Annotated in this window: 28 protein-coding genes; 22 read left to right on the plus strand and 6 right to left on the minus strand. The window is 47.2% G+C overall.

The annotated features are described in order from the left end of the window. Window positions 1-11: 11 nt before the first annotated feature. Both J6600_RS02355 and J6600_RS02360 read right to left on the minus strand, forming a co-directional pair. A complete protein-coding gene (locus tag J6600_RS02355) occupies window positions 12-833 on the minus strand; it encodes a manganese catalase (protein WP_014416954.1) in 822 nt (273 codons plus the stop codon). An 83-nt stretch (window positions 834-916) separates the two neighbouring features. Then, window positions 917-1969: a TRAP transporter substrate-binding protein gene (locus tag J6600_RS02360; RefSeq protein ID WP_021495085.1), complete on the minus strand. Its 1053-nt coding sequence runs from the start codon at window positions 1967-1969 to the stop codon at window positions 917-919. An 80-nt stretch (window positions 1970-2049) separates the two neighbouring features. On the opposite strand from J6600_RS02360, the gene J6600_RS02365 reads away from it, so the two are divergent. From J6600_RS02365 to J6600_RS02400, 8 genes are all read left to right on the plus strand, one after another. Beyond that, complete coding sequence (locus J6600_RS02365) at window positions 2050-3672, plus strand: two-component system sensor histidine kinase DctS (protein WP_209387910.1); 1623 nt, start codon at window positions 2050-2052, stop codon at window positions 3670-3672. Further along, window positions 3647-4318 carry a two-component system response regulator DctR gene (locus tag J6600_RS02370; RefSeq protein WP_003156219.1) on the plus strand — a complete coding sequence of 224 codons (672 nt, stop codon included), beginning with the start codon at window positions 3647-3649 and terminating at the stop codon, window positions 4316-4318. Before J6600_RS02365 ends, J6600_RS02370 begins: the two co-directional genes overlap by 26 nt. 108 nt (window positions 4319-4426) lie before the next feature. Beyond that, on the plus strand, window positions 4427-5683 hold the full coding sequence (gene dctP, locus J6600_RS02375; RefSeq protein ID WP_012116859.1) for a C4-dicarboxylate transporter DctP: 1257 nt from the start codon (window positions 4427-4429) through the stop codon (window positions 5681-5683). 185 nt (window positions 5684-5868) lie between these two features. After that, window positions 5869-6918 carry an AI-2E family transporter gene (locus J6600_RS02380; protein ID WP_014416957.1) on the plus strand — a complete coding sequence of 350 codons (1050 nt, stop codon included), beginning with the start codon at window positions 5869-5871 and terminating at the stop codon, window positions 6916-6918. A gap of 101 nt (window positions 6919-7019) precedes the next feature. Further along, window positions 7020-7946 (plus strand): ABC transporter ATP-binding protein, encoded by a 927-nt coding sequence (locus J6600_RS02385; protein WP_012116860.1) that lies wholly within the window; start codon window positions 7020-7022, stop codon window positions 7944-7946. Then, complete coding sequence (locus J6600_RS02390) at window positions 7939-8706, plus strand: ABC transporter permease (protein WP_007410217.1); 768 nt, start codon at window positions 7939-7941, stop codon at window positions 8704-8706. The genes J6600_RS02385 and J6600_RS02390 overlap by 8 nt, the downstream gene beginning before the upstream one ends. Before the next feature lie 94 nt (window positions 8707-8800). Then, window positions 8801-9136 (plus strand): hypothetical protein, encoded by a 336-nt coding sequence (locus tag J6600_RS02395; RefSeq protein WP_007410218.1) that lies wholly within the window; start codon window positions 8801-8803, stop codon window positions 9134-9136. Window positions 9137-9250: 114 nt separating this feature from the next. Beyond that, window positions 9251-10396: an acyl-CoA dehydrogenase family protein gene (locus tag J6600_RS02400; RefSeq protein ID WP_209387911.1), complete on the plus strand. Its 1146-nt coding sequence runs from the start codon at window positions 9251-9253 to the stop codon at window positions 10394-10396. A 25-nt stretch (window positions 10397-10421) separates the two neighbouring features. On the opposite strand, the gene fbpB is transcribed toward J6600_RS02400, so the two are convergent. Together fbpB and J6600_RS02410 are read right to left on the minus strand one after the other, a co-directional pair. Continuing rightward, window positions 10422-10568 carry a Fur-regulated basic protein FbpB gene (fbpB, locus tag J6600_RS02405; RefSeq protein WP_003156206.1) on the minus strand — a complete coding sequence of 49 codons (147 nt, stop codon included), beginning with the start codon at window positions 10566-10568 and terminating at the stop codon, window positions 10422-10424. After that, window positions 10555-10734 (minus strand): Fur-regulated basic protein FbpA, encoded by a 180-nt coding sequence (locus J6600_RS02410; protein WP_003156203.1) that lies wholly within the window; start codon window positions 10732-10734, stop codon window positions 10555-10557. Before J6600_RS02410 ends, fbpB begins: the two co-directional genes overlap by 14 nt. 216 nt (window positions 10735-10950) lie before the next feature. On the opposite strand from J6600_RS02410, the gene J6600_RS02415 reads away from it, so the two are divergent. Next, window positions 10951-11844 carry a cation diffusion facilitator family transporter gene (locus J6600_RS02415; protein ID WP_007410221.1) on the plus strand — a complete coding sequence of 298 codons (894 nt, stop codon included), beginning with the start codon at window positions 10951-10953 and terminating at the stop codon, window positions 11842-11844. Here the strand turns inward: J6600_RS02415 and J6600_RS02420 are convergent. Next, complete coding sequence (locus J6600_RS02420; protein ID WP_003156200.1) at window positions 11841-12158, minus strand: thioredoxin family protein; 318 nt, start codon at window positions 12156-12158, stop codon at window positions 11841-11843. The two genes, J6600_RS02415 and J6600_RS02420, sit on opposite strands and share 4 nt — an antisense overlap. Window positions 12159-12311: 153 nt before the next feature. Between J6600_RS02420 and J6600_RS02425 the strand changes: the two genes are divergently transcribed. The 5 genes from J6600_RS02425 to J6600_RS02445 all read left to right on the plus strand — a co-directional run bounded on the left by J6600_RS02425 (window position 12312) and on the right by J6600_RS02445 (window position 18711). Next, window positions 12312-13397 carry a D-alanine--D-alanine ligase gene (locus J6600_RS02425; protein WP_003156199.1) on the plus strand — a complete coding sequence of 362 codons (1086 nt, stop codon included), beginning with the start codon at window positions 12312-12314 and terminating at the stop codon, window positions 13395-13397. A gap of 76 nt (window positions 13398-13473) precedes the next feature. Further along, window positions 13474-14844 carry a UDP-N-acetylmuramoyl-tripeptide--D-alanyl-D-alanine ligase gene (locus J6600_RS02430; RefSeq protein WP_209387912.1) on the plus strand — a complete coding sequence of 457 codons (1371 nt, stop codon included), beginning with the start codon at window positions 13474-13476 and terminating at the stop codon, window positions 14842-14844. 330 nt (window positions 14845-15174) lie between these two features. Next, window positions 15175-16659, plus strand: coding sequence for a degradosome RNA helicase CshA (gene cshA / locus J6600_RS02435; protein WP_209387913.1), 1485 nt, complete (start codon window positions 15175-15177; stop codon window positions 16657-16659). Window positions 16660-16775: 116 nt separating this feature from the next. Beyond that, complete coding sequence (locus J6600_RS02440) at window positions 16776-17255, plus strand: PH domain-containing protein (protein WP_007410226.1); 480 nt, start codon at window positions 16776-16778, stop codon at window positions 17253-17255. After that, window positions 17245-18711 carry a PH domain-containing protein gene (locus J6600_RS02445; RefSeq protein WP_038457027.1) on the plus strand — a complete coding sequence of 489 codons (1467 nt, stop codon included), beginning with the start codon at window positions 17245-17247 and terminating at the stop codon, window positions 18709-18711. The genes J6600_RS02440 and J6600_RS02445 overlap by 11 nt, the downstream gene beginning before the upstream one ends. On the opposite strand, the gene J6600_RS02450 is transcribed toward J6600_RS02445, so the two are convergent. Continuing rightward, window positions 18708-19307 (minus strand): rhomboid family intramembrane serine protease, encoded by a 600-nt coding sequence (locus tag J6600_RS02450; RefSeq protein ID WP_003156193.1) that lies wholly within the window; start codon window positions 19305-19307, stop codon window positions 18708-18710. The genes J6600_RS02445 and J6600_RS02450 overlap by 4 nt on opposite strands. A gap of 92 nt (window positions 19308-19399) precedes the next feature. Here J6600_RS02450 and acpS point away from each other — a divergent pair, with 92 nt between their 5' ends. From acpS to J6600_RS02490, 8 genes are all read left to right on the plus strand, one after another. Beyond that, on the plus strand, window positions 19400-19765 hold the full coding sequence (gene acpS / locus J6600_RS02455; protein WP_095061578.1) for a holo-ACP synthase: 366 nt from the start codon (window positions 19400-19402) through the stop codon (window positions 19763-19765). Window positions 19766-19929: 164 nt separating this feature from the next. After that, window positions 19930-20937: a LolA family protein gene (locus tag J6600_RS02460; RefSeq protein WP_007410230.1), complete on the plus strand. Its 1008-nt coding sequence runs from the start codon at window positions 19930-19932 to the stop codon at window positions 20935-20937. Window positions 20938-21053: 116 nt separating this feature from the next. Beyond that, complete coding sequence (alr, locus tag J6600_RS02465; protein WP_053285486.1) at window positions 21054-22223, plus strand: alanine racemase; 1170 nt, start codon at window positions 21054-21056, stop codon at window positions 22221-22223. Between the two features lie 119 nt (window positions 22224-22342). Then, on the plus strand, window positions 22343-22624 hold the full coding sequence (gene endB / locus J6600_RS02470; protein WP_003156188.1) for a type II toxin-antitoxin system antitoxin EndoAI: 282 nt from the start codon (window positions 22343-22345) through the stop codon (window positions 22622-22624). A gap of 5 nt (window positions 22625-22629) precedes the next feature. Further along, on the plus strand, window positions 22630-22980 hold the full coding sequence (gene ndoA / locus J6600_RS02475) for a type II toxin-antitoxin system endoribonuclease NdoA (RefSeq protein WP_003156187.1): 351 nt from the start codon (window positions 22630-22632) through the stop codon (window positions 22978-22980). Between the two features lie 117 nt (window positions 22981-23097). Further along, on the plus strand, window positions 23098-23919 hold the full coding sequence (locus J6600_RS02480; protein ID WP_003156182.1) for an STAS domain-containing protein: 822 nt from the start codon (window positions 23098-23100) through the stop codon (window positions 23917-23919). Between the two features lie 4 nt (window positions 23920-23923). After that, window positions 23924-24289: an RsbT antagonist protein RsbS gene (gene rsbS / locus J6600_RS02485; RefSeq protein WP_007609584.1), complete on the plus strand. Its 366-nt coding sequence runs from the start codon at window positions 23924-23926 to the stop codon at window positions 24287-24289. A 2-nt stretch (window positions 24290-24291) separates the two neighbouring features. After that, window positions 24292-24693 (plus strand): anti-sigma regulatory factor, encoded by a 402-nt coding sequence (locus J6600_RS02490; protein ID WP_003156178.1) that lies wholly within the window; start codon window positions 24292-24294, stop codon window positions 24691-24693. The last annotated feature ends 4 nt before the right edge of the window (window positions 24694-24697 follow it).

Here is a 24697-nt window from a genome sequence, read left to right on the forward strand (position 1 = left end):
TGATGGTCTCTTTACTCGCGTCCGGGAAGCGTGTTATGGACATACGGCGGGACGGGATCCAGCTTAGCTATTTCGCCGTGCGCTTTCGGTTCCTTTTCGTATTCGAATGGTTCTCCGTCCGGCGCTGTTTCCTTCAGCCAATTTTGTTCAGCGCTTTCTGCTCCATCTGAGAAATGAATAAGCTTATGGGAGAATGACTGTTTTTCCAGCGCCTTCGGGAATGTGGAAGGAACGATCGGACCTTCCTGTTCTTCTAATTCTTTAATGGCCGCAAGCCATTGGTTTTGATGCATGGTATCGCGGGCCAATAAAAAGCTGAGCATATCTTTCACGCCTTTATCATCGGTCATTTCATACAGGCGTGCGACTTGAAGCCTTCCTTGTGATTCGGCGTTCAGATTGGCGCGGAAGTCTGCCAGAAGGTTTCCGCTTGCGACGATATAGCCTGCGCTCCACGGAACGCCCGTGCTGCTCTCCGGCATTGCGCCGAGTCCTGACACGATCGCATGATGCGGATTCATGCCGCCTAAAATGGACCCGATGACCGGATCATCAGCCGCTTTTTCCTGCTCTGCCAGCGGGGCGTCTTCTAACAGTCTCGCAATCATCGTCGCGATCATTTCGACATGGCCGATTTCTTCCGTCGCGGTATCCATCAGAAGATCCTTATATTTTTCATTGCCCCGTGTATTCCATCCTTGGAACAAATATTGCATGGCGACGGATATTTCCCCGTATTGTCCCCCTAAAATTTCCTGCATCTTTTTTGCGAACAGCGGGTCAGGACGATCCGGTTTAGCCGGATGCTGCAGTTTTTTCGTATGTGTAAACATGTCTCCATCTCCTTTTTTGATCTGTCCCTATTTACTTCCCCGGCGGGAAAAGGGATGAAACGGAGATGGGCGTATTGGTCCTGCTAAGGCTCGCGGCGCAAGGATAACAAATCCTGCACAAGCCCGCGGCCGATCACCTGTTCATATTGTTCGTAAATCGGGTCGAGGCGTTTCATCCATGTGTTCTTTTCCGCTTTACTCAGCACATGAATATGAATGGATGAATTCTTCTTTATCTCTTCAAGCTGGTCTTTATTCATTTTCTCAGCGGATGCCTCGTTCCACTCCGTCGTTTCTCTCATTGCCTCCGTTAAGATGGTTCTCGTTTTTTCTGTCTGCGAATTCCAGAAATGCTCGTCGGTCATCACGGCATAACCGAGGTACCCGTGATTGCTGATTGTCAAATAATCTTGAACATTATAAAATTTTTTAGAATAGATATTTGAAATCGTATTTTCTTCTCCGTCTACGAGATTGCTTTCCAAGAGCTGAAACGTGGAATTAAAGGAATCCTGCCGCGGGTGCGCGCCGAGCAGACGGTACTGGTCTTCGATCACGCTGCTCGGCATGATCCTGAGCGCCTGTCCTTTCAAATCGTCCGGAGTGAAGATCGGTCCTTTATTTGACGTGAGCTGTTTAAACCCGTTCGTCCAGTACGCCAGTCCTTTCAAATGATGCTTTTCTAATGAAGCGAACAGGCGTGTGCCGATTTTGCCGTTGAGGCCTTCTTGCACGGCTTTATAGTTTGTAAACGCGTACGGCAGATCCAAAACACCCCATTCGGGAGACAGTGATCCGAGCTTTGAGGTGGAGGGAGCGATGAATTGCACGTCCCCGTTTTGGAGGGCGTTTATTTCTTCATTATCTGAATAGAGGCTCCCGTTTGGAAACACCTCTACTTTAATGGTGCCGCCGGACTTTTGATAGACAAGGTCGGCAAACTTATTCGCCGCCCGCCCTTTTGGCGTGTTTTCAGCAACGACATGGCTGAATTTGAAAACGATTTGATCTTTCAGGCCTTCCTGTTCGTCATCATAATACGGTTCTTCCGTTGAGAAACGATCATGAAAGCCGATGAATAAAGCGGTCCCGATACCGAGTACCATCAGGCTGAGACAAGTCAGCAAGCTTTTCATCGAAAACCCCCTCCGCCATTTTCTATAACAAGCATAATCGGGCGGGCCGTTTTCGTAAAGAGACGGAAAGGAAGAGGCCAATGACGAAAAAAAAGCTCACCATCCGCTGGAAAATCACCATACTTTCGTATATCGTCGTGCTTTTTACCTTTTTGATCGTCGGCATCGTGCTGATCGGCAATATTCAGCATACAGAGGAGCGCGAGCTGAAAAAACGGCTGATGAATACCGCGCGGACGGTATCTGAGATGACCGATGTCAAACGCGCCCTCGAGCAGAAAAAACAAAGGGAAGACGTGCGCCATGCGGTCGAAGAAATAAGGATCATCAATGAAGCGGACTACATCGTCGTCATGGATATGGATCATATTCGCTATTCACATCCCGTCAGCACAATGATCGGAAAGCGTTCAAGGGGTGAGGACGAAGCCGCGGCGTTCGCCGAGCACATTTATTTTTCCGAAGCAAAGGGAGAGATCGGCACCGCCGTCCGCGCTTTTTATCCCATCAAAGACCGGGATTTGAATCAGATCGGCGTCGTTCTGGCCGGTAAAACGCTGCCCGGATTCGGTGAAATTCTTCTTCAGCTGAAACATGAAATACTGTTTATCGTTCTGCTGGCGCTCGGGTTCGGACTGGCCGGCTCCTTTTTGCTGGCCCGCCACATCAAAAAACAAATGTTTTGGCTGGAGCCCCATGAGATCGTGAGAATGTATGAGGAACGGACCGCTACGTTTCATTCGATGAATGAGGGCGTCATCGCGATCGATAATCAGCATCACATCACCATTTTTAATGAAAAAGCGAAGCAGATATTCAATGTCAGACAAGAGACCGATGGCAGGCTGATCTGGGACGTGTTAAAAGATTCGCGGCTCCCTGAAATCGTCGAGCGGAACCGAGCCGTATATAATGAAGAAATCCAAGTCAGCGGAAAGGTGATCATGAGCAGCAGAATTCCGATCGTCATGAAAAAGAAGGTCATCGGAGCCGTCGCTATTTTTCAGGACAGGACGGAAGCGGCGAAAATGGCGGAAGAACTGACCGGCGTGAAAAATTTTGTCGATGCGCTCAGAGTCCAAAATCATGAACATATGAACAAGCTTCACACCATCGCGGGACTGATTCAGCTCGGAAAATCAGAAAAAGCGCTCCAGCTTGCTTTTAAGGAATCATCAGAACAAGAAAGCGTCACCGATTTTCTTCATCAGGCCATTCAGAATGACGCTGCGGCGGGGCTGCTGTTAAGCAAAATCAAAAGAGGAAAAGAGCTTGGCATTTCTGTGAAAATTGATGAAAACAGCAGTTTCTCGGCATTTCCGGAGCATGTCGACCAGCATGACATCGTCGTCCTGCTCGGCAATTTAATTGAAAATGCGTTCGGCGCATTCGAAACAGCAGACAGGGAGGACAAACATATTGACATCAGTATCGAGCAAAATGATGAAGTGCTTGCTATATTAATAGAAGACAACGGAAGCGGGATTTCCGATCAGCACATCCCGCGCCTTTATGAAAAAGGGTTTACCGTCAATAAAACGGGAGGAACGGGATACGGCTTGTACCTCGTCAAACAAATCGTCGACAAAGGGATGGGCGTTATTGAAGTCGACACACGGCAGGGACAGGGAACGGCATTTTCTATTTTATTTCCGATGAAGGGGGAGGAATCATTCGATGGACATCAAGGTGCTGCTTATTGAAGATGATCCGATGGTGCAGGAGGTGAATAAAGAATTTATCACCGGTGTTTCGGGGTTCAGCGTCATCGCCACAGCCGCTGACGGAGACGAGGGAATCAGGCTTATTAAAGATCTGCGGCCCGGGCTCGTGGTATTAGACGTATATATGCCGAAAAAAGACGGAATTAAAACGCTCCAGGAAATCAGAAAACAAAAGCTCGAAGTGGACGTCATCATCGTCTCGGCCGCAAAAGACAAAGAAACAATCCAGCTTATGCTGCAAAACGGTGCGGCCGACTATATTTTGAAGCCGTTTAAGCTGGAGCGGATGAGACAAGCGCTCGAAAACTATAAACAATATAAACGGAAAATTGAAGAGCATGACACCATGTCGCAAGAGCAGCTTGACATGCTGCTTAAAATTCCGCAAAATCCGTCCCGGGATCTGCCGAAGGGGTTAAATCATTTTACGATGAATGAAATTTTGACCTATATGAAACAGCAGACGGAGCCGCTTTCAGCTGAAGAAGCCGCCAAAGCGCTCGGAATCGCCAGGGTGACGGCGCGGCGTTATCTTGATTTTCTTGAGAAAGACGGCCAGATTAAGCTCGACATTCAATACGGGGGAGTGGGCCGGCCGGTTAACCGCTACAAATTCGTCCGCTAGCCGAGACCAAAAAGACCAAAATGTCCGTTATGATCATAAGCTTCCCCTCTTTGTTTGAAAACGCTATCATTTTCATATAGACGCAGCGAGAGGCAAGGGGGAGCAGGGATGAAAATTTTCAAAAATCTTACGGTGCAGGTCATCACGGCGGTGATCATCGGCGTCATTGTCGGACTCGTATGGCCTGAGGCCGGGAAGCAGATGAAGCCGCTCGGCGATACATTTATCAATGCGGTAAAAATGATTATCGCACCGATCATATTCCTGACGATCGTGCTTGGCATCGCCAAGATGGGAGACATGAAAAAAGTCGGCAAAGTCGGGGGAAAAGCATTTATTTATTTTGAAGTCGTGACCACCATCGCCCTTATTATCGGACTTCTGGTCGTCAATATCATGAAGCCCGGTGAGGGGCTTGATTACAGCAAGCTTGAAAAAGGGGATGTCTCTCAGTATACGCAAAACGGGGGACAGGGGATTGACTGGATTGAATTTATCACTCACATCGTTCCGTCAAATATGGTTGACGCTTTCGCAAAAGGCGACATTCTTCAGGTCTTATTCTTTTCTGTTTTATTCGGTGTCGGCCTGGCGGCGCTCGGTGAAAGAGGCAAAAGCATTATTGATTTCTTTGATAAACTGTCGCATGTTTTTTTCAAAATCATCGGCTACATCATGCGCGCGGCGCCGATCGGCGCATTCGGGGCCATGGCCTATACGATCGGGCACTTCGGCCTTGATTCCATCAAGCCGCTGGCGAGTCTGATGCTGTCTGTGTACGTTACGATGTTCCTGTTTGTATTTGTCGCTTTGAATATCATTTGCAAACTATTCGGTTTCAGCTTGTGGAACTATCTCCGTTTTATTAAAGATGAACTGCTCATCGTTCTCGGCACAAGCTCTTCTGAGTCCGTCCTTCCGCGGATGATGGATAAAATGGAGCGCTACGGCTGTTCCAAATCGGTTGTCGGCCTTGTCATTCCGACGGGATATTCTTTTAACCTGGACGGCACCTCGATTTATCTGTCCATGGCGACGGTTTTTCTGGCGCAGGTGTTCGGCGTTGACCTTACCATCGGCCAGCAGGTTACGATCATTCTCGTGCTGATGCTGACATCAAAAGGCGCGGCGGGCGTAACCGGAAGCGGATTTATCGTGCTCGCCTCCACTTTATCGGCGCTTCAGGTTATTCCGCTGGAGGGGCTGGCGCTGCTCCTCGGCGTCGACCGCTTTATGAGTGAAGGAAGGGCGATCGTCAACCTGATTGGAAACGGAATCGCCACCATCATCGTAGCCAAGAGCGAAAATGAGTTTGACGAAGCGAAAAGCACACAGGCCGTAAAAGAAATGAAAACGGCGGTATAAAAGGAAAGGAACGGCATGCATCGGGCATGCCGTTCTTTTTTTCGGCCGCCATGAGTAAAAAAGATAAATTTGTTTAAATTTATTAGGAGGTGGACAAAGACCTTAGCGTCATTTTGTTATATAATTTACAATTAGAGAGTGAAAGATGAAATCTAAGGGCTTTTTGTCCTAGCAGGAGTGTATAAATGGCGGCTATTTTTAAATTTTTTCAGCATCCGGGTGTCAGACGTTTTTCGGTTTTTCTTGTTTTGACTGGGGTGTTAGTTGTATTCCGAAGTATGATTAATTTGATTTTGCTTACGTTTATTTTTACTTTTCTGATGGATCGGCTGGAGACTGTCATCCGGCACGTGTTGAACCATTTTTTCCGGATCAGCCAGAGGGTGGTCATCACCATTTTATATATTGCGCTGGCTGTCGGGGCGACTGTCGGAGGCTTTGTCTTTTATCCGATTGTTGCCAAGCAGATTGAACAGCTGATTAAGCAGATCAAGCACATCGCGTATCATCCCGATGTCATTCCGTTTTATGATGAGATATCGAGCGTGTTCGGCGATATCAATATCGGTTCCTATGTAAAAGAAGGTTTTAATGTACTGTATACATACTTGGCCGATATCAGCACTTTCGGTTTGCAGGTCGTGATGTCACTGATTCTCAGCATGTTTTTCCTGTTCGAGAAAAAGCGGCTCACGGAGTTTATGAAAAAATTTCAGCACAGCAAGCTGTCTGTTTTTTACTACGAACTTGCTTTTTTCGGCAGCAAATTTGCGAGAACATTCGGCAAAGTGCTTGAAGCCCAATTTATTATCGCGCTGGTGAACTGTATCCTCACCTTGATCGCATTGGCGATTCTGCATTTTCCGCAGCTGTTCGGCCTGTCAATCATGGTCTTTTTCCTCGGGCTCATTCCCGTGGCGGGTGTGGTGATTTCGCTCATTCCGCTCAGCATCATCGCGTATACGACGGGCGGCGCTGCGTATGTCATCTACATCGTGCTGGTCATTTTCGTCATCCATGCGATTGAGACGTACTTCCTTAATCCGAAACTGATGTCAGCGAAAACGGAACTGCCGATCTTTTTTACCTTTACGGTTCTGATTTTCTCGGAACATTTCTTCGGCATTTGGGGCTTGATTATCGGAATTCCGATTTTTGTGTTCCTGCTTGATATTCTGGATGTCGTCAATAATGAAGAGAAGGAAAAAAAAGGACCGGTCCCGGATAAGACATAACGTCGGCTCCGGCTCTTCACGAATATATGACTAATGTTATAATGCAGACAGTGCCTATGTACGGGCACTGTTTATTTTTTGTGAAAAAGGAGGAAGGCTGTATGACTGAGCCGATTTTACATATTGAAGGCCTTGACAAAACAATAGGCAAGAAGCACATTTTAAAAAACATCAGCATGGATGTCAGGCAGGGCGAGATCATCGGTTTGCTCGGTCCGAACGGGTCGGGAAAAACCACACTTATCCGAATCATCGTCGGTCTTTTAAAGAAAAACAGCGGCACGATTACAATTAACGGCTTTCAGCACGATGCTGATTTCGAAAAAGCGCTTGAATCCGTCGGAGCGATCGTGGAAAATCCTGAATTCTACCCGTACCTGACGGGGTGGGAGAATCTGAAGCACTTTGCCAACATGCACAAAAACATCAAAGAGGACAGGCTTCAGGAAGTCATCGAGCGGGTCGGGCTCACAAATGCCGTTCATGACAAAGTTAAAACGTATTCCCTTGGTATGCGTCAGCGTCTCGGGATTGCACAGGCCATTCTTCACCGTCCGAATCTGCTCATTTTAGATGAACCGACAAACGGGCTTGATCCCGGCGGAATGAAGGATTTCCGCGATCACTTAAAGGAACTCGCGGAGCTTGAAGGGACGAGCATCCTTTTTGCGACGCATTTATTGCGTGAAGTGGAGGACCTTTGCGACCGTGTCATCATCATTCAAAAAGGTGAGATCAAAACAGAGGTTGTTCTGCGCGGCGCTGAGGAAAAAGAAGAAAAAGCCGTCCTCGACATTCAGCCGGCTGACGAAGCATTTGAATGGCTGTCCCAACAGCAATTTGCTCCGGAGAAAAACGGCGGGGGCATTACCGTCACCGTAGCGAAGAAGGACATCCCGGCATTAAACCGTGCGCTCGTCGGACAAGACTTTCTCGTGTATTCCATCATGCCGTATGCGGAATCGCTGGAGGATGAATTCATGAAAGTGACGACGGCGCTTCAAGAGGAGGGGGAGACGAATGTTTAAATTGACAGCGAATGAGCATATGAAACTCTTTAACCGAAAAGTCTCATTAGTGGCGCTGATTCTGATGGCCGTTCTCCAATTTATTATGGCGCTTGTCATTAAACGGCTTGTCATCAGTTCCGGAACGGATGAGAATTTCATCGGCTATATGGCGTATGCGCCCGGGCTGAATATTCTGCTTGAGGCATTAACAATCGTGATCGCGGCAACGATCATTTCCGCTGAATTTGATAAGAAAACGATCAAATTTTTGTTAATCCGCCCGGTAAAGCGGGAGCGGATTTTTGTATCTAAACTCATTACCGTATTTTTGGTCAGCTTGTACCTGTATGCGGCGTACTATATTCTGTCTCTGCTGTTCGGCATGGCTTTCTTCGGCGTGTCGGTGACATCTGAATCAGGGACGCTTCTGATGAACACCCTGAAAGTAATCGGCACGAACTGGGTCGAGGCGTTTGCGATGGCATGCTTTGGCTTGTTGTGTTCTTCTGTATTCCGAAACAGCGCAACGGCCGTCATTTTGTCATTTATCGTGCTGTACGGCGCAAAATCACTCGTGACAATTATGTCGCTCTTCCAAAACAAATGGGGAAGTTTTCTGCTGTTCGCAAATACTGACCTGACGCAATATATGAGCGGGGCGAAACCGCTGTTTGCGGGAATGACGCCGTTATTTTCCGCAGGCATTATCATTATCCATATCGTATTCTTCTTAGCCGTCGCTTGGTGGAGCTTTTGCAAACGCGATGTTCGGGTATAAAGTAAAGGAATGACATTTTTGTGAAAAAGATCACGATAAATCAATAATTTATGCTATTTTGATTTATAATAAAGGTAATGACGGAGGTGCTCACTTGAGAAATTTTATTACCGCATTACCGATTGTGTTATTGCTTGGTTTTTCCTTTGTGTCATTCATGTTCCAATTCGAACATCTTGTTTATTTCAGGCTTGCGCTGGGTTTGTTTTCTACAGTGGGGCTGTTTCTCTTATATAAAATGAAGTCGGGATTCCGTTATTTCATCATCTACCTGTATGCAAGCTGGATCGTGCTTGCGGCGGTTACCGCGTTTGAAGAGCCGATTTTTTCAAGCTTTTTCTTTGGCGGGCTTGTGATGACGATGGGTTATCTCACATATATGCTGATTTATCTCGGGCTCAAGCAGGACCGCGGCCCGGAAGCAGTCTGAACGCGCTATTCCATGGAATAGCGTGTTTTTTTGTACAGCCTCACAGTTGCGAAACGAGACTTGAATCTCTATAATACTTATTAACTTTATCGGAATTATAATGGGGGGATTCCAGTGTCTTTATGGATACAGAATGAACGGCAGAGGTTATGGATGGAAAAAATCGGCCTGCTTGCAGACGAATTTCAACAAACAGCCGCGCTTGATGATGAGGCGGGCCGTTTTCCCGCGGAGAAAATTCAAAGACTGCGCGACGCGGGATATACGGCGTTAACGGTGCCTGAGGCATTCGGCGGTGCAGGCATTTCCGTTTATGATATGGTGCTGTTTCAGGAACGGCTGGCGCGGGGAGACGCGGCCGTTGCTCTCGGAATCGGCTGGCATTTATCCGTCATGGGTGAGCTCGGAGAAGGAAACAGCTGGGATGAAGGTGTCTTTTCATTTATCACAGAAGAGGTGAAAAAGGGAGCCGTCCTGAACAGGGCAGCGACGGAACGGCAGACCGGCAGTCCGACGAGGGGAGGAAGACCCGGCACCTCCGCTGTCAAAAAAGACGGAAAATGGGTGCTGAACGGCCGAAAAACCTTTACAACCCTTTCACTGACTTTGGATTATATGCTTGTGACGGCATGGATTGAAGAAAAACAAACGACCGGTGTTTTTCTCATTCATAAAGATCAGGCAGGCGTTTCAGTCGAAGAAACATGGGATATGATTGCCATGAAGGCGACCGGAAGCCATGATCTCCTTTTAGATCATGTCACGGTCAGTGATGAGCGGCTTGTGGAGCTTATCAGCGGGCCGAGAGCGGCGAAAGTGAATGGCTGGCTGCTTCACATTCCCGCTGCTTATCTGGGCATCGCTCAAGCGGCAAGGGACTATGCCGTCCGGTTTGCATCCGAATATTCGCCGAACAGCCTGAACGGACCGATTAAAGACGTGCCGGCCGTTGGGCAGCGTGTCGGGGAAATGGAGCTTGAATTGTTAAAAGCGAGACAGTTTCTCTTCACTGCGGCGCAAATGTGTGATGACCCGAAACGCCGTCCTTTCATCAAAAGCGAGCTCGGCGCGGCAAAACATATTGTGACAAATGCCGTCCTTTCTGTTGTTGATAAAGCAATGAGAATCACCGGCGCCAAAAGCCTGGAGCGAAATAATCCGCTTCAGCGGTATTACCGGGATGCCCGGGCCGGCCTTCACAATCCGCCGATGGACGATGCGGTCATCGGCAAATTAGCGGCGGAAGCCTTTGAGCAATAAAAAAAGAGCCTGAAAAAGGCTCTTTTTATGTATGGCTGTTGTGCCGGAGCAGTTTTTGATGCTTGCGGTCAATTCTGTCATAGATCACATTCATCAGCTTTTGATTATTCATAATGGCCGCCTTGTTTTCTTTTATCAGCTGTTCGTATGTTTTTATTTTACGTTTCGCCATGAGCCCGCACCTTCCTAACATATTTGTATTCGCTTTCTAATTCTCCGAGCGATAATTCATATAAATGCCGTTCCGACTTTTTGTATATTCCGTTATTGATCAGCAAATGGATCAGATGTTTTTTTCGTCCTTCAACTGATGATCTGAGCTGAGGAGAAGACCTCATGATTACCCTCCTAATCAAATGATATTGAGAATCATTATCAGTTAATGAAAGTATACAATGGGCATATTCATATGTAAAGGAAAAATACCGCCAATTTTTCGACAAAAAGTTTCCCGGGGAATAATGCTGTCGAATTGATTGCGTTTCTGTCAGATCAAAGCTGCTATTTTTCCGCTTTTCCATCCATACTATGAATGAGAATGGAGGAGTCCTTACATGAATGATCAAACGGCAAACTTAAAACGGGGCGAAAAAGGCGCGATTCTTAATATCGCCGCGTACCTCATCCTTGCCGCCGTCAAACTGGTGATCGGTCTTATTTATCATTCCGAAGCGCTCAGAGCGGACGGGTTAAATAATGCCACGGATATTGTCGCATCACTGGCTGTGCTGATCGGGCTCCGGATTTCCCAGCGACCCGCGGACAGTGATCATGCTTACGGACATTATCGGGCTGAAACAATTTCTTCATTAATTGCGTCTTTTATTATGATGGCGGTCGGTATTGAAGTGCTGATCGGAGGAGCAAAGGCGATTGTCAGCGGAACGGAGGCCGAGCCGAGCTTCATTGCGGCATGGACGGCGCTCGGGAGCGCGATTGTAATGTACGGCATGTATGTATATAACAGCCGACTTGCGGATCGGGTTAAAAGTTCTGCGCTTCATGCGGCGGCGAAAGACAGCCGTTCTGACGCCTATGTCAGTATTGGGGCGTTTATAGGCGTCTTAACGGCCCGGCTTCATCTGCCGTGGATTGATCCGGTCATTGCTTTTCTGATCGGAATCATCATCTGTAAGACGGCATGGGACATCTTCAAAGATGCTTCCCACTCATTGACGGACGGGTTTGATCTGAAAGATTTGGAGCCGTATAAACACACAGTGAAAGAAATAAAAGAGGTCAGCAGGCTGAAGGATGTGAAAGCAAGGTATTTGGGGAGCACGGTTCATGTGGAAATGGTCATTACGGTAGATCCGGGACTGTCTGTGAAAGAAGGCCATGAAGTAGCCGATGAGGTCGAATATGCAATAAAACATGAACATGATGTGACTCATGTCCATGTTCATGTAGAGCCTGAAGTCATAAACAAAGATCGTGAAACGAATTAAATATGCTGTGATAAAAACTCTGTGACTTCTTCGGGCGTTTTCGCGTTTGCGCTGTGAAGATGCGCTTTCTTTTCGCCGTTTTTAAAGATCAGAAGGCTCGGTATGCCCATTACCTGATATTTGTCGGCAAGCTCAGGGAGCTCGTCTCTGTTCAGTTCATACCAATCATTTTGATTATATTCTTCCAAAATATCGCCGATGAACATATTCATGCGCGTGCAGTCAGGGCACCAGTCAGCGAAAAATTTCACGATGATTTCCTTGTCGGATTGAATAAGTTCATTAAATTGTTCTGTTGTACTGATTTTTTTCATATGACACATCTCCTTTTCCATGCCATTTTAATATAAAATAAAAAGGAATTACATACAAATGCTTTCATATTCAGAATGCCCAAAAATAATTAGATCATTTTCTGAGGAAAGTGATAAGATAGTAAAGATGAATTGTTGTGGGGGGAATATCCATTGAAAACAAGTCTAGGATTGGTGTACGGCGGAAAGTCAGCCGAACACAATGTATCGCTGCAGACAGCATTAGCTGTAACAAAAGCGCTTAATACTGAGAAGTTTGATATACATCCGATTTACATCACTGAAAAAGGAGAATGGCAAAGAGGCCCGCTGCTGACTGAGCCGGTTTCCAACGTGAAAATGCTTCAGCTGGAACAAAACGGTGAAAGTTTCGCTCTATCAGCATTGAACCGGGAAATGTTTCCTGAAGCGTCGCCTGACGAAAAGGCGCCGATCGATGTCGTATTTCCGCTTCTGCATGGACCGAACGGTGAAGACGGCACCATTCAGGGTCTGCTGGAATTGCTGAACGTTCCTTATGTCGGCAACGGAGTGCTTGCATCATCAGCCGGCATGGATAAAGTCATCATGAAGCATTTGTTCGCTCAAGCGGGGCTTCCGCAGGCGAAGTACGCCGCTTTCTTAAAAAAGGACTGGAAACAGACGCCGGACAGCTGCTTACAGCAGGTTGAAGAGGAGCTTGGGTATCCGTGCTTCGTCAAACCGGCGAACCTCGGGTCAAGCGTCGGAATCAGCAAATGCCGAAATCGCGAAGAGCTTGAAAAAGCCTTCGAACTGGCTTTTGAGTATGACCGGAAAATTGTGGTGGAAGAAGGAATCGCCGGCAGAGAAATCGAAATCGGCGTACTCGGAAATGACGAACCGAAATGCTCCGCCGTCGGTGAAATCGCGCCGAAAACCGACTTTTACGATTACAAGGCGAAATATGAAGACGGCGACACGGATTTAATGATTCCCGCGCAAGTGACGGATGAACAATATGCGGAAATCAGCGAGATGGCGATTAAAGCCTTCAAAGCGATTGACGGATCAGGCCTTGTCCGCGCCGATTTCTTCCTGACCAATGACGGTCAAGTGCTCATTAACGAAGTGAACACAATGCCGGGCTTTACGCCATTCAGCATGTTCCCGCTGCTTTGGAAAGAAGCAGGCGTAGATTACAGTGATCTAATCGAACAGCTGGTTGAGCTGGCAAAAGAACGCCATGCCGAAAAACAGCTGATTAAACATACATTTTAATGAAGACGGACACTGCCTGAAGGGGCAGTGTCTTTTCCCGTAACAGACAACATTTTCAGAAAGCGAGGTGCCACCTTTGATAAAGCGAACTGTAAAGCGAATCGCAGACATGGTCAAAGGCACACTGACAAATCCCGTATTTGAACAAACAATGATTGAGGGCGCCGCAACCGATACGCGGACTTTGGAAAAAAATCAGCTGTTCATTCCTTTAAAAGGCGAGCATTTTAACGGCCACACCTTTGTGCCGCAAGCATTCGAAAAAGGCGTTTCCGCGGTGTTGTGGGACCGCTCTGAACCGAATCCGCCGGAAGAGCGTGCTGTCATCCTTGTCGATGACACGTTGGAGGCGCTGCAAACATTGGCAAAAGCTTATTTGGAAGAGCTCGGCACACGGGTTATCGGGGTGACCGGGAGCAACGGAAAAACGACAACGAAAGACATGCTTCACGCCGTTCTCGGCACGCAGTACCGCGTTCACAAAACCGCCGGCAATTTCAACAACCATATCGGCCTGCCGCTGACCGTGCTTGCCATGCCTGAAGATACAGAAATCGCCGTTTTAGAAATGGGAATGAGCGCGAGAGGCGAAATTGATTTTCTGAGCCGTCTTGCTGAACCGGAAGCTGCCGTCATTACCAATATCGGCGAATCCCACATGCAGGATTTAGGCTCAAGAGAAGGAATTGCGGAGGCGAAACTTGAAATTATAAACGGACTTCGGGAAGACGGCGTTCTGTTTTATTTCGGGGATGAGCCGCTGCTCCGCGAAAAGACGTACACTTGCCGGACAACGACATACGGCGCAGGCGCGGACAATGATCTCCCCCTGAAAGAAATAAAACAGGCGGAAGAAGGCACGTACTTTAATATCGACGGGATCGACCGTTCTTTCTTTATTCCCGTTCTCGGCAGACATAATGTGATGAATGCCATGGCCGCATACGCCGCCGGCATCTATTTCGGCATTACGCCGGAAAATGCCGCTCTGGGACTGAGCCGTCTGAAGGTGACAGGGATGAGATTGGAACTGGTCAAAACGGACAACGGCATCTCGATCGTAAACGACGCGTATAATGCGAGCCCGACGTCAATGAAAGCGGCGGTCGAATTAATCGAAACGATGAAAGGCTATCGGAAGAAAATGCTCGTGCTCGGTGATATGCTTGAACTTGGTGATGAAGAAAAAGCATTCCACGAAGAATGCGGAGCTGCGGTCAATCCGGCGGAAATCGACCATGTATTTACTTACGGCACACTCGGCGCATTCATCGCTGACGGAGCGCGCCGGCATTTTGAAGAAGGGCGCGTCAGCCATTATCTTGACAAAAAAGAACTGCTTCACGCTATACAGGAAATGGCCGCTTCCGGCGATCTCCTTCTGTTTAAAGCATCGAGAGGTATGAAGCTCGAAGAAATCGTTAAAGATTTATTAGAGAAGCACTGAAAAAATAATGATCAGCATCATAAAAATATACAAAAATGAAGAAACTAATTCAGGGTGAAATAATTCTGTCCGTATGAAAAAGAAAGACCGCCGGCTGGGAAATCCCGTCCGGCGCGGGGTCCGGCCCCGTTCGCGGGAAGAATCCGGTCAGGCCGCTTCCGGCCGCCTGACCATCTCGCCTTATTGAAAAACACATAGTGTAATGGTAAGATTAAACGTAAAGTAATTCGGGCTTTGTATACGTATGATCCTGTCCTTTGGATGAAAGGGCGGTTTTTAGTGGTAAATCACGACATTACTGAAACAGCAATCAGAAGGAGTTTGAATAATTTGACTATAACGTTTCAAGATTTCCAATTAAGTTCTGATCTCATGAAATCAATCAATCGTATGGGATTTGAAGAAGCAACACCGATCCAGGCACAAACGATTCCGCTCGGACTTTTAAATAAAGATGTCATCGGACAAGCGCAAACAGGTACAGGTAAAACAGCTGCGTTCGGTATACCCCTTGTTGAAAAAATGAACCCCGAGTCTCCTAATATTCAAGCAATCGTAATCGCGCCAACCCGTGAATTAGCCATTCAAGTATCTGAAGAGTTATATAAAATCGGACAAGATAAGCGTGCGAAAGTGCTGCCTATTTATGGCGGACAGGATATCGGACGTCAGATCCGCGCATTGAAGAAAAACCCGCATATCATCGTAGGTACGCCGGGGCGTCTTCTTGACCATATCAACCGCCGTACGATCCGTTTAAACAACGTGAATACGGTTGTCATGGATGAGGCTGATGAAATGCTGAACATGGGATTCATTGATGATATTGAATCCATTCTCTCAAATGTACCGAGCGAGCACCAAACGCTCTTATTCTCAGCAACAATGCCTGCGCCGATCAAACGGATCGCAGAGCGTTTCATGACTGAGCCGGAACACGTAAAAGTAAAAGCGAAAGAAATGACTGTGTCCAACATTCAGCAGTTCTACTTGGAAGTGCAGGAGCGCAAAAAATTCGATACCCTGACTCGTCTTCTTGACATTCAGTCTCCGGAACTTGCGATCGTATTCGGACGTACAAAACGCCGTGTCGATGAGCTTGCTGAAGCCCTGAACCTTCGCGGATATGCGGCCGAAGGAATTCACGGCGACTTAACGCAGGCGAAACGTATGGTTGCGCTTCGTAAATTTAAAGAAGGTGCGATCGAAGTGCTTGTAGCGACTGACGTTGCCGCCCGTGGACTTGATATCTCAGGCGTTACCCACGTTTACAACTTTGACGTGCCTCAAGATCCTGAAAGCTACGTTCACCGTATCGGAAGAACGGGACGCGCAGGAAAAACGGGTATGGCGATGACGTTTATCACACCGCGTGAGAAAAACATGCTTCGCGCGATCGAACAAACGACAAAACGCAAAATGGACCGCATGAAAGAGCCGACGCTTGACGAAGCATTAGAAGGTCAGCAGCAGATGACGGTTGACCGTCTGCGCACGGCGATCAGCGAAAACAACCTGAACTTCTACATGACGGCAGCTGCGGAATTGTTAGAAGATCATGATGCAGTGACAGTTGTGGCTGCAGCCATTAAAATGGCGACAAAAGAGCCGGACAGCACGCCTGTACGCCTCACTGATGAAGCGCCGATGGTCAGCAAACGCTATAAAAACCAGCGTACTTCTAAGCGCAGAGACGGCCAAGGCGGCGGCTACCGCGGCGGCAAAGGGAAAACAAACAACCGTTCTTCCTACGATAAAAAACGCTCAAGCGACCGCCGTTCTTCAGGTGACAGACGCCAGAAAAAATCATACTAAGACACAGGAAGCGGACCCTTTTACGGGGTCCGCTTTTTTTTGATATGCCGGAAAGTGAATCTTTTTTGCAAATCAGCCGTATTTGTATGTATGATAAAAAATGGGAGGTAGGTATGTTGAGAGCACAGCCAAAAAATCGAATCAGTCCAAGCGGCTTAAAAGTCTGGCGTCTTCAGGAAATCATCCTGTCCGCCTTCTGTCTTCTGGCCGTTATAGCAGCAGCTGTTTTAAGCCATTTCTTCCATTGGCCGTATTGGATCACCGGAGTCCTCGGCATCATTTGGATCTTCGGTTCAGTGATATCCGTCTATGCCATACCGAAAATCAGGCACAGGATCTGGCGCTATGAAGTCCATGAAAATGAAATTGATATTCAATCCGGCATTTTTATTGTCAAACGGGTCATTGTGCCGATGGTGAGGGTGCAGCACGTAGATACTTCACAAGGCCCGCTCCTCAGAAGGTACCGTCTGGCCTCAGTCAAAATCTCCACGGCGGCAACCGTTCATTCCATTCCGGCGCTTGATATGGAGGAAGCTGACCGGCTGAGGGATTCCATTTCCCGTCTGGCAAGGGTGACGGAAGATGATGTCTGAGCCGAAACGTCTGCACCCGGCGGCCGTGATTTTGAACTTATTCCATATTATTATCGAAACCATTAAAAACATTATTCTGCCATTTTTTCTCGTCTATATTGTTAATTCCAACCACTTCATCCGCTTTTACGGAGGCATTGCGCTCGCCGTCCTGCTTATCTGGCTGATTACGGCAAGTGTGATCGAGTGGAGAAAATTTACATACCGGATTGAGGACGGAGAATTCAGAATTGAAGAAGGCTTGTTTTTTACGAAAAAGAGATACATCTCCATTGACCGGATTCAATCAATGAATACGAGTGCCGGCATCATTCAGCAGCTTTTTAAGCTTGTTAAGCTTCAAATCGAAACAGCCGGCGAAGGGAAAAACGCTGAAGCCGTCTTATCCGCCATTACTGTGGAAGAGGCGGAACGGATCAGAGCGGCTGTTTTTCAGCAAAAAGCGGAGCAAGAAGAACGAGGGGAGACCGCAGCGGAGCAGGAGCCGATGCGCGGGGAAGATGTGCAATCCGTTTACCGCCTGTCTGTAGGTGAGCTGCTTATGGCCGCCTCAACATCCGGGGGAATCGGTGTCATCATCTCAGCGGTATTCGCCCTCTTTTCTCAGATTGATGAAGTACTTCCGATGGACTGGCTCTATGACAGGTTTTCCTTTCTCAAGCATGCGAGCATCGGCATATACGCCGTGATCATTTTCATAGGATTGTTCATCGCCTGGCTGTTAAGCATCGCCGGTATGATGATCAAGCATGCCAACTTTAAGATAGAAAAAAAAGAACACGAATTGGTCATTACCAGAGGAATTATTGAAAAGCATCAAGTGACGATCCCGCTCCGTAAAATCCAAGCCATTAAAATGAAAGAAAATGTGATCAGGCAATTATTCGGATACGCGACGGTTGCGATTGTCAGCGCCGGCAGTGCGGGGAATGAGAAAGAAGGAGCACAGACGATTCTGTTTCCGATCATCCGCAAATCAAAGCTCGGAGTGATGCTGAATGGTTTCACACCGGATTACGTGCTGGAAGAAAACCGGAATCATTTGCCGAAAAGGGCGCTGCGCCGGTATTTATTCCGATCCATAATCTTCTCGGTATTCGTGATCATCCCGCTTTGTATTCTGTTTAAACCGTGGGGATATGCATCGCTCCTTGTGCTTCCCGTCGAAATGGTGCTTGGATATGCCTCGTTTAGGACAGCGTCATGGTGCATAAACGGCGGCAGGCTTCAGATCACCACGAGGCTTATCGGGAAGACGACCACGATTATGCTGAGAAGAAGAATGCAAATGTTTGAAGTCAGCCGCTCCTTTCTGCAAAAAAGAAGGCGGCTCGCATCTGTGGCTACCGCAGTGAAATCAGCTCACCACATGGAGCATGTCATGCTGAAGGATGTCAGCGAGGAAGATGCCGAACGCATCGGGCGCTGGTATTCATATGAAAAAGCGGACGGTTAATACCGCCGCTTTTTTTGCTGCACGCATAAAAAGGAAAGCAAAAATCCGCCTGCCAGTCCGAACAAATGCGCCATAATGTTAATATTAGAGTTGATAAACGTCGACAGCACCGCGATGATAAGCAGGGTCATAATCATTTTCGACTGATCCCGGCCGATCAGCTCCTTGCGGAAAACAGTCAGAAACACATACACGCCGAAAAGTCCGAAGATCGCGCCGGATGCGCCGACATGCACATAATCAAGCGGTTCGGCAAGATACGTGCCGATATTGCCGATAATGCCCGATGCGATGTACACAATCAGAAAACGGACTTTTCCGAGCATCTGCTCAAGCGGGGGCGCGAATAAAAAGAGAGACATGGAGTTAAACAAAAGGTGAGTGAAATTCGCGTGTAAAAACATCGGTGTCACCAGCCGCCACCATTCTCCCGAGGAAACGCCGTAATTATAGCCGGTCACAGCATCTGACCACATCATGACGGAATGAAGCGGCATACTGAAAAACAGCCACAAGAACGCCTGCAGCGCCAAGATACAGCTGACGGCCGGATAACGTCTGATAAAAGTCTGGAAATTTTCCGTTCGTATAAACATCGCAAGCCCCTTTGCATCTGATTTGTTACATATATAGTAACACGTTTATGACATAAACCGTTTTTTAGTACGGACTTTTAGGAGGAATTCACATGATTTTCGGAATCGGAATCGACATCGTTGAACTGCACAGAATTGAAAACATGCTCAGCCGGCAGGCGAGGTTTCCCAAAAGAATATTGACGGAGGCTGAATACGCCCGCTTTACATTGCTGTCGGACAAAAGGAAAATTGAATTTCTCGCGGGAAGATTTGCGGCAAAAGAAGCCTTTTCGAAAGCATACGGCACAGGTATCGGCAAAGAGCTCAGCTTTCAGGATATTGAAACCGGAAACGACACGGCGGGAAAGCCTGTGCTGGCCTGCGCCAAGCTTGACGGCGCGGCGGTTCACGTCTCCATTACCCATACAAAAGAATACGCCGCGGCACAGGTCGTGATTGAAAGGTTGTCACGCTAGTCTGCATATTAGCCGAAACCCCTTCATATATTTGATAGTGCATTAAGGGAGACAAGTTGTTTGAGGCTTTTATGGTACGCGTCCGTCCGTTCAGGGCGTACCGTTAAAGTCAAACAAGCGATTTCTTCCCTTTACATCAATTGAGAAGAAGGGGTTGAAAAAAGGTGAGAAAAAGCTTTGTTTTGCTTTTAACGGGACTGCTTGCCGTCCTTATTCTTTCGGCCTGCGGCCAAAAGTCACAGGAAGATATCGTGAACGGTTTAGATAAGAAGGCGAAAGAATACACCTCGTATAAAGCGAAAGCCAAAATGACCATTGAAACGGGGAGTGATCCGCAAGTATACAATGTGGAAATCTGGCATAAAAAACCTTCCCTGTACCGGGTCTATCTGGAAAATCCGAAAAAAGACCAAAACCAAGTCATTTTACGGAACGCCAACGGAGTCTTTGTCCTCACGCCGTCTTTAAATAAGAGCTTCAGATTCCAAAGCGACTGGCCGAATAACAGCAGCCAAGTATATTTGTTTGAGTCACTTGTAAAGGACGTGCAGCATGACAAAGACGCCGTCTATTCCGCCAAAGATAAAAAGTACACGTTTGAAACAAAAACAAACTATCAGCACAACAAAATGCTGCCGACTCAGGAAATCACTTTCAACAAAAAGGACATGAGCCCGTCGCTCGTCAAAGTTATGGATACAGACCGGAAAGTGATGGTAAAAGTCGAATTCAAAAGCTTTGAATTCAACAAACCGTTTGATAAAGACTCTTTTGACGAGAAGAAAAATATGACGCTTTCCCAGATGGACGTCGCCACAAGCGCCAAGCCGTCTGATTCATTTGCGGTCAAAACACCGCTTCAAGTGCCGGCCGGCGTCAAAAAACTTGAAGAGAAAGATATTTCAACGGCGGACGGCAAACGGATCGTCATGACTTACGGCGGAGAAAAATCCTTCACCCTTATTCAAGAAAAAGCCCATATCGCAAAAGCCGCCTCTGCCGTCACGCTGAAAGGCGAACCGGTTAATCTCGGCTTCACGGTGGCCGCATTATCTGATACGTCTTTAACGTGGACATATGACGGAGTGGATTATCTTCTGTCATCACAGGATCTGACAAAAGATGAAATGGTGGCCGCCGCCAAAAGCATGCAGGGACAGTCGTCAAAATAACGTCAAAAAAGAGGCCGCCGCTGTCGGTCTCTTTTTTGATTCCATTTCACTTTGCAGAATAATTTTAGTATGATAATAACAATATGAATCGAAAATAATGCTAGGAAGTGTATCGAATGAACACAGCATCCTTTTACAGAGAAACGTGGGCGGAAATCAACCTGTCCGCGATTAAAGAAAATGTCACGCATATGAAAAAACACATCGGGCAAAACGTCCATCTCATGGCGGTTGTAAAGGCGAACGCTTACGGTCACGGAGATTTGGAAGTTGGGAAAGCCGCGCTTGAAGCGGGTGCCTCTTGTCTTGCCGTAGCCATACTGGATGAAGCGATTTCATTGAGAAAACGGGGCATTACAGCGCCGATTCTCGTGCTTGGCGCCGTGCCGCCCGAATATGTACAAGCAGCTGCCGAGTATGACGTAACACTCACGGGATATTCTGTTGAATGGCTTCAGGAAGCCGCGCGCCACCTCGGAAGTGCAACAGTGCCGTTCCACCTGAAAGTCGACACCGGCATGAACAGACTCGGAGTCAAAACGGAGGAAGAAATCCAAAGCGTGTTAAAAATCCTCGGTCAAAATCCCGGTTTAGTCTGTAAAGGCGTATTCACCCATTTTGCTACCGCGGATGAGAAAAACAGAGATTATTTCCTCTTCCAGTTTGACCGCTTTAAAAAATTAATCGCTCCGCTTCCTTTAAAAGAATTGATGGTGCACTGCGCGAACAGCGCTGCCGGACTTCGTCTTAAAAAAGGCTTCTTTAACGCGGTTCGTTTCGGCATCAGTATGTACGGGCTTCGTCCTTCTGCTGACATCCAAAGCGAAATTCCTTTTCAATTGAAGCCGGCTTTTGCGCTGCACTCTGTTTTATCCCATGTGAAAAAGATCCGCAAAGGGGAAAGCGTCAGCTACGGCGCAACATATACGGCAGAGAAGGATCAATGGATCGGAACGGTTCCCATCGGCTATGCGGACGGGTGGCTCCGCAAGCTGAGCGGCACGTCTGTGCTGATCGGCGGCAAACGGATGAACATCGCGGGAAGAATCTGCATGGATCAATTGATGGTCGAATTAGATCAATCTTATCCGCCGGGCACCAAAGTCACCCTGATCGGCAGCCAGAAGGGAGAAACGATCACAATGGATGAAATCGCCGGGCGGCTTGGGACGATTAATTACGAGGTCCCTTGTACCATTAGTTCCCGCGTTCCCCGTATGTTTTTGGAAAATGAGAGTATAATGGAAGTAAGAAATCCTTTACTGCAAGATAATACAAGCAAGTAGCCGTCATCCGGAAAAAGAGAATTTATAAAACAGCTTTGCTTGACGTTTGAATAATGGTATCATTATGTCTGGATGGATGAATTGGTCGTATCCGTAAGTTTGGTGGAGGTGTATGTTTTTTGTCTGAATCCAGCGCAAGAACCGAAATGAAAATCAGCTTGCCCGAAAACTTAGTAGCTGAATTGGATGGTGTAGCGATGCGGGAGAAACGAAGCAGAAACGAACTGATATCACAAGCAGTGAGAGCGTATGTCAGCGAACGGACAACTCGCCATAACCGTGATTTGATGAGACGCGGGTATATGGAAATGGCGAAAATCAACTTGAATATCTCTTCTGAGGCTCACTATGCTGAGTGCGAAGCAGAAACGACCGTTGAGCGCTTAGTCAGCGGAGGATAATCATTTTGATTGTAAAGCGCGGCGATGTTTATTTTGCTGATTTATCTCCTGTTGTTGGCTCAGAGCAAGGCGGCGTACGCCCGGTTTTAGTGATCCAAAATGATATCGGAAATCGCTTTAGCCCGACTGCTATTGTTGCAGCCATAACAGCCCAAATACAGAAAGCGAAATTACCAACCCACGTCGAAATTGATGCAAAACGCTACGGTTTTGAAAGAGATTCCGTTATTTTGCTGGAGCAAATTCGGACGATTGACAAGCAAAGATTAACGGATAAAATAACTCATCTGGATGATGAAATGATGGATAAGGTTGATGAAGCCCTGCAAATCAGTTTGGCACTCATTGATTTTTAGTCATATTTTGGTTGCTCATATAGAGCAACTTTTTTTGTTTTCGAAAAACATAAGCGCTATAATAAAGAGATAATCAAACAAAATTTGTTGTTTTGTGTCGGGAGGTCAGTGAAACCCATGTCGAATCAGAAAGTGTATCAGTTCATCATTGATCAGCATGATGAACTGCTTGATACTTGGACAGCCAAATTAAAAGAAGTAGGCAATCAGGAAGACTATCAGCTTACGAATCACATATGTGAAAATATTTGTAAAGACTATATAGACATTCTTTTATTATCGACTAAAAATGACGAGGCTACGGAAGAGCAGATCAGTGAGCTCGCACTGCGCGCCGTTCAGCTCGGTCTGTCACTAAAACTTCTTTCAGCTACCCTGTCAGAGTTTTGGAAACTGCTTTACGAAACGATGGTCGACCTTAATATGGCCGATCAGGACAGAGCAGATTTGATTTTGGAAATAGACAGCTTTTTCAATCCGATCAACACGGAAATTTTAAATCAGTATTCTATCTCCTGGGAAAAAACGGTTACTTTGCAAAAAATCGCGCTTCAGGAATTGTCGGCTCCGCTGATCCCGGTATTTGAGCATGTAACGGTCATGCCGCTTGTCGGGACGATTGATACGGAGCGTGCAAAGCACATTATGGAAAATCTGTTAAACGGCGTCGTAAAGCACCGTTCACAGGTTGTATTAATTGATATCACGGGCGTGCCGGTCGTTGATACGATGGTGGCGCACCATATTATTCAGGCATCAGAAGCGGTGCGGCTTGTCGGCGCGAAATGCCTGCTCGTCGGAATCCGTCCGGAGATTGCGCAGACGATCGTTAATCTGGGAATTGATTTGTCGCAGGTTATTACGAAGAATACCCTTCAAAAAGGAATTCAAACAGCGCTTGAAATGACAAATCGAAAAATCGTTTCATTGGGGGAATAACATTGTGAGACATCCAAAAATCCCGATCCTGAAACTGTATAACTGCTTATTGGTATCCATCCAATGGGAACTTGACGACCAGACAGCTTTGCATTTTCAAGAAGATCTGCTGAACAAAATCTATGAAACCGGCGCAAACGGGGTCGTCATTGACCTGACATCCGTTGACATGATCGATTCATTTATCGCGAAAGTGCTCGGCGATGTCATCACCATGTCTAAATTGATGGGCGCAAATGTCGTATTGACGGGAATTCAGCCGGCTGTGGCGGTCACATTGATTGAACTCGGAATCTCACTTGAGGAAATCGAAACAGCGCTCGATTTAGAGCAAGGGCTTGAGACATTGAAGCGGGAATTGGGGGAATAGCGATGAACGACCAATCCTGTGTGAAAATCATGACAGAATGGGATATCGTAGCCGCCAGACAGCTTGGCCGCAACGTTGCGAAGGAATTAGGCTTCGGCACGGTGGACCAGGCCAGAATCACGACGGCTATCTCAGAATTGGCCAGAAACATTTACTTATATGCAGGCAAGGGCCAGGTCAGCATAGAACAAGTAAACGACAGAGGGAAAAAAGGCCTTAAAATTATAGCAGAAGACAAAGGACCCGGAATCCCCGACATCCGTAAAGTGATGGAAGACGGCTTTTCAACGTCAGGCGGACTGGGAGCGGGACTTCCGGGCGTCAAAAGGCTGATGGACGAATTCAGCCTGCAATCTGTTGCAGAGGAAGGAACAGAGATTCAAGCCGTGAAATGGCTTCGGTAGGAGG

Source organism: Bacillus sp. LJBV19, from assembly GCF_017797845.1.
Lineage (GTDB): Bacteria > Bacillota > Bacilli > Bacillales > Bacillaceae > Bacillus > Bacillus velezensis.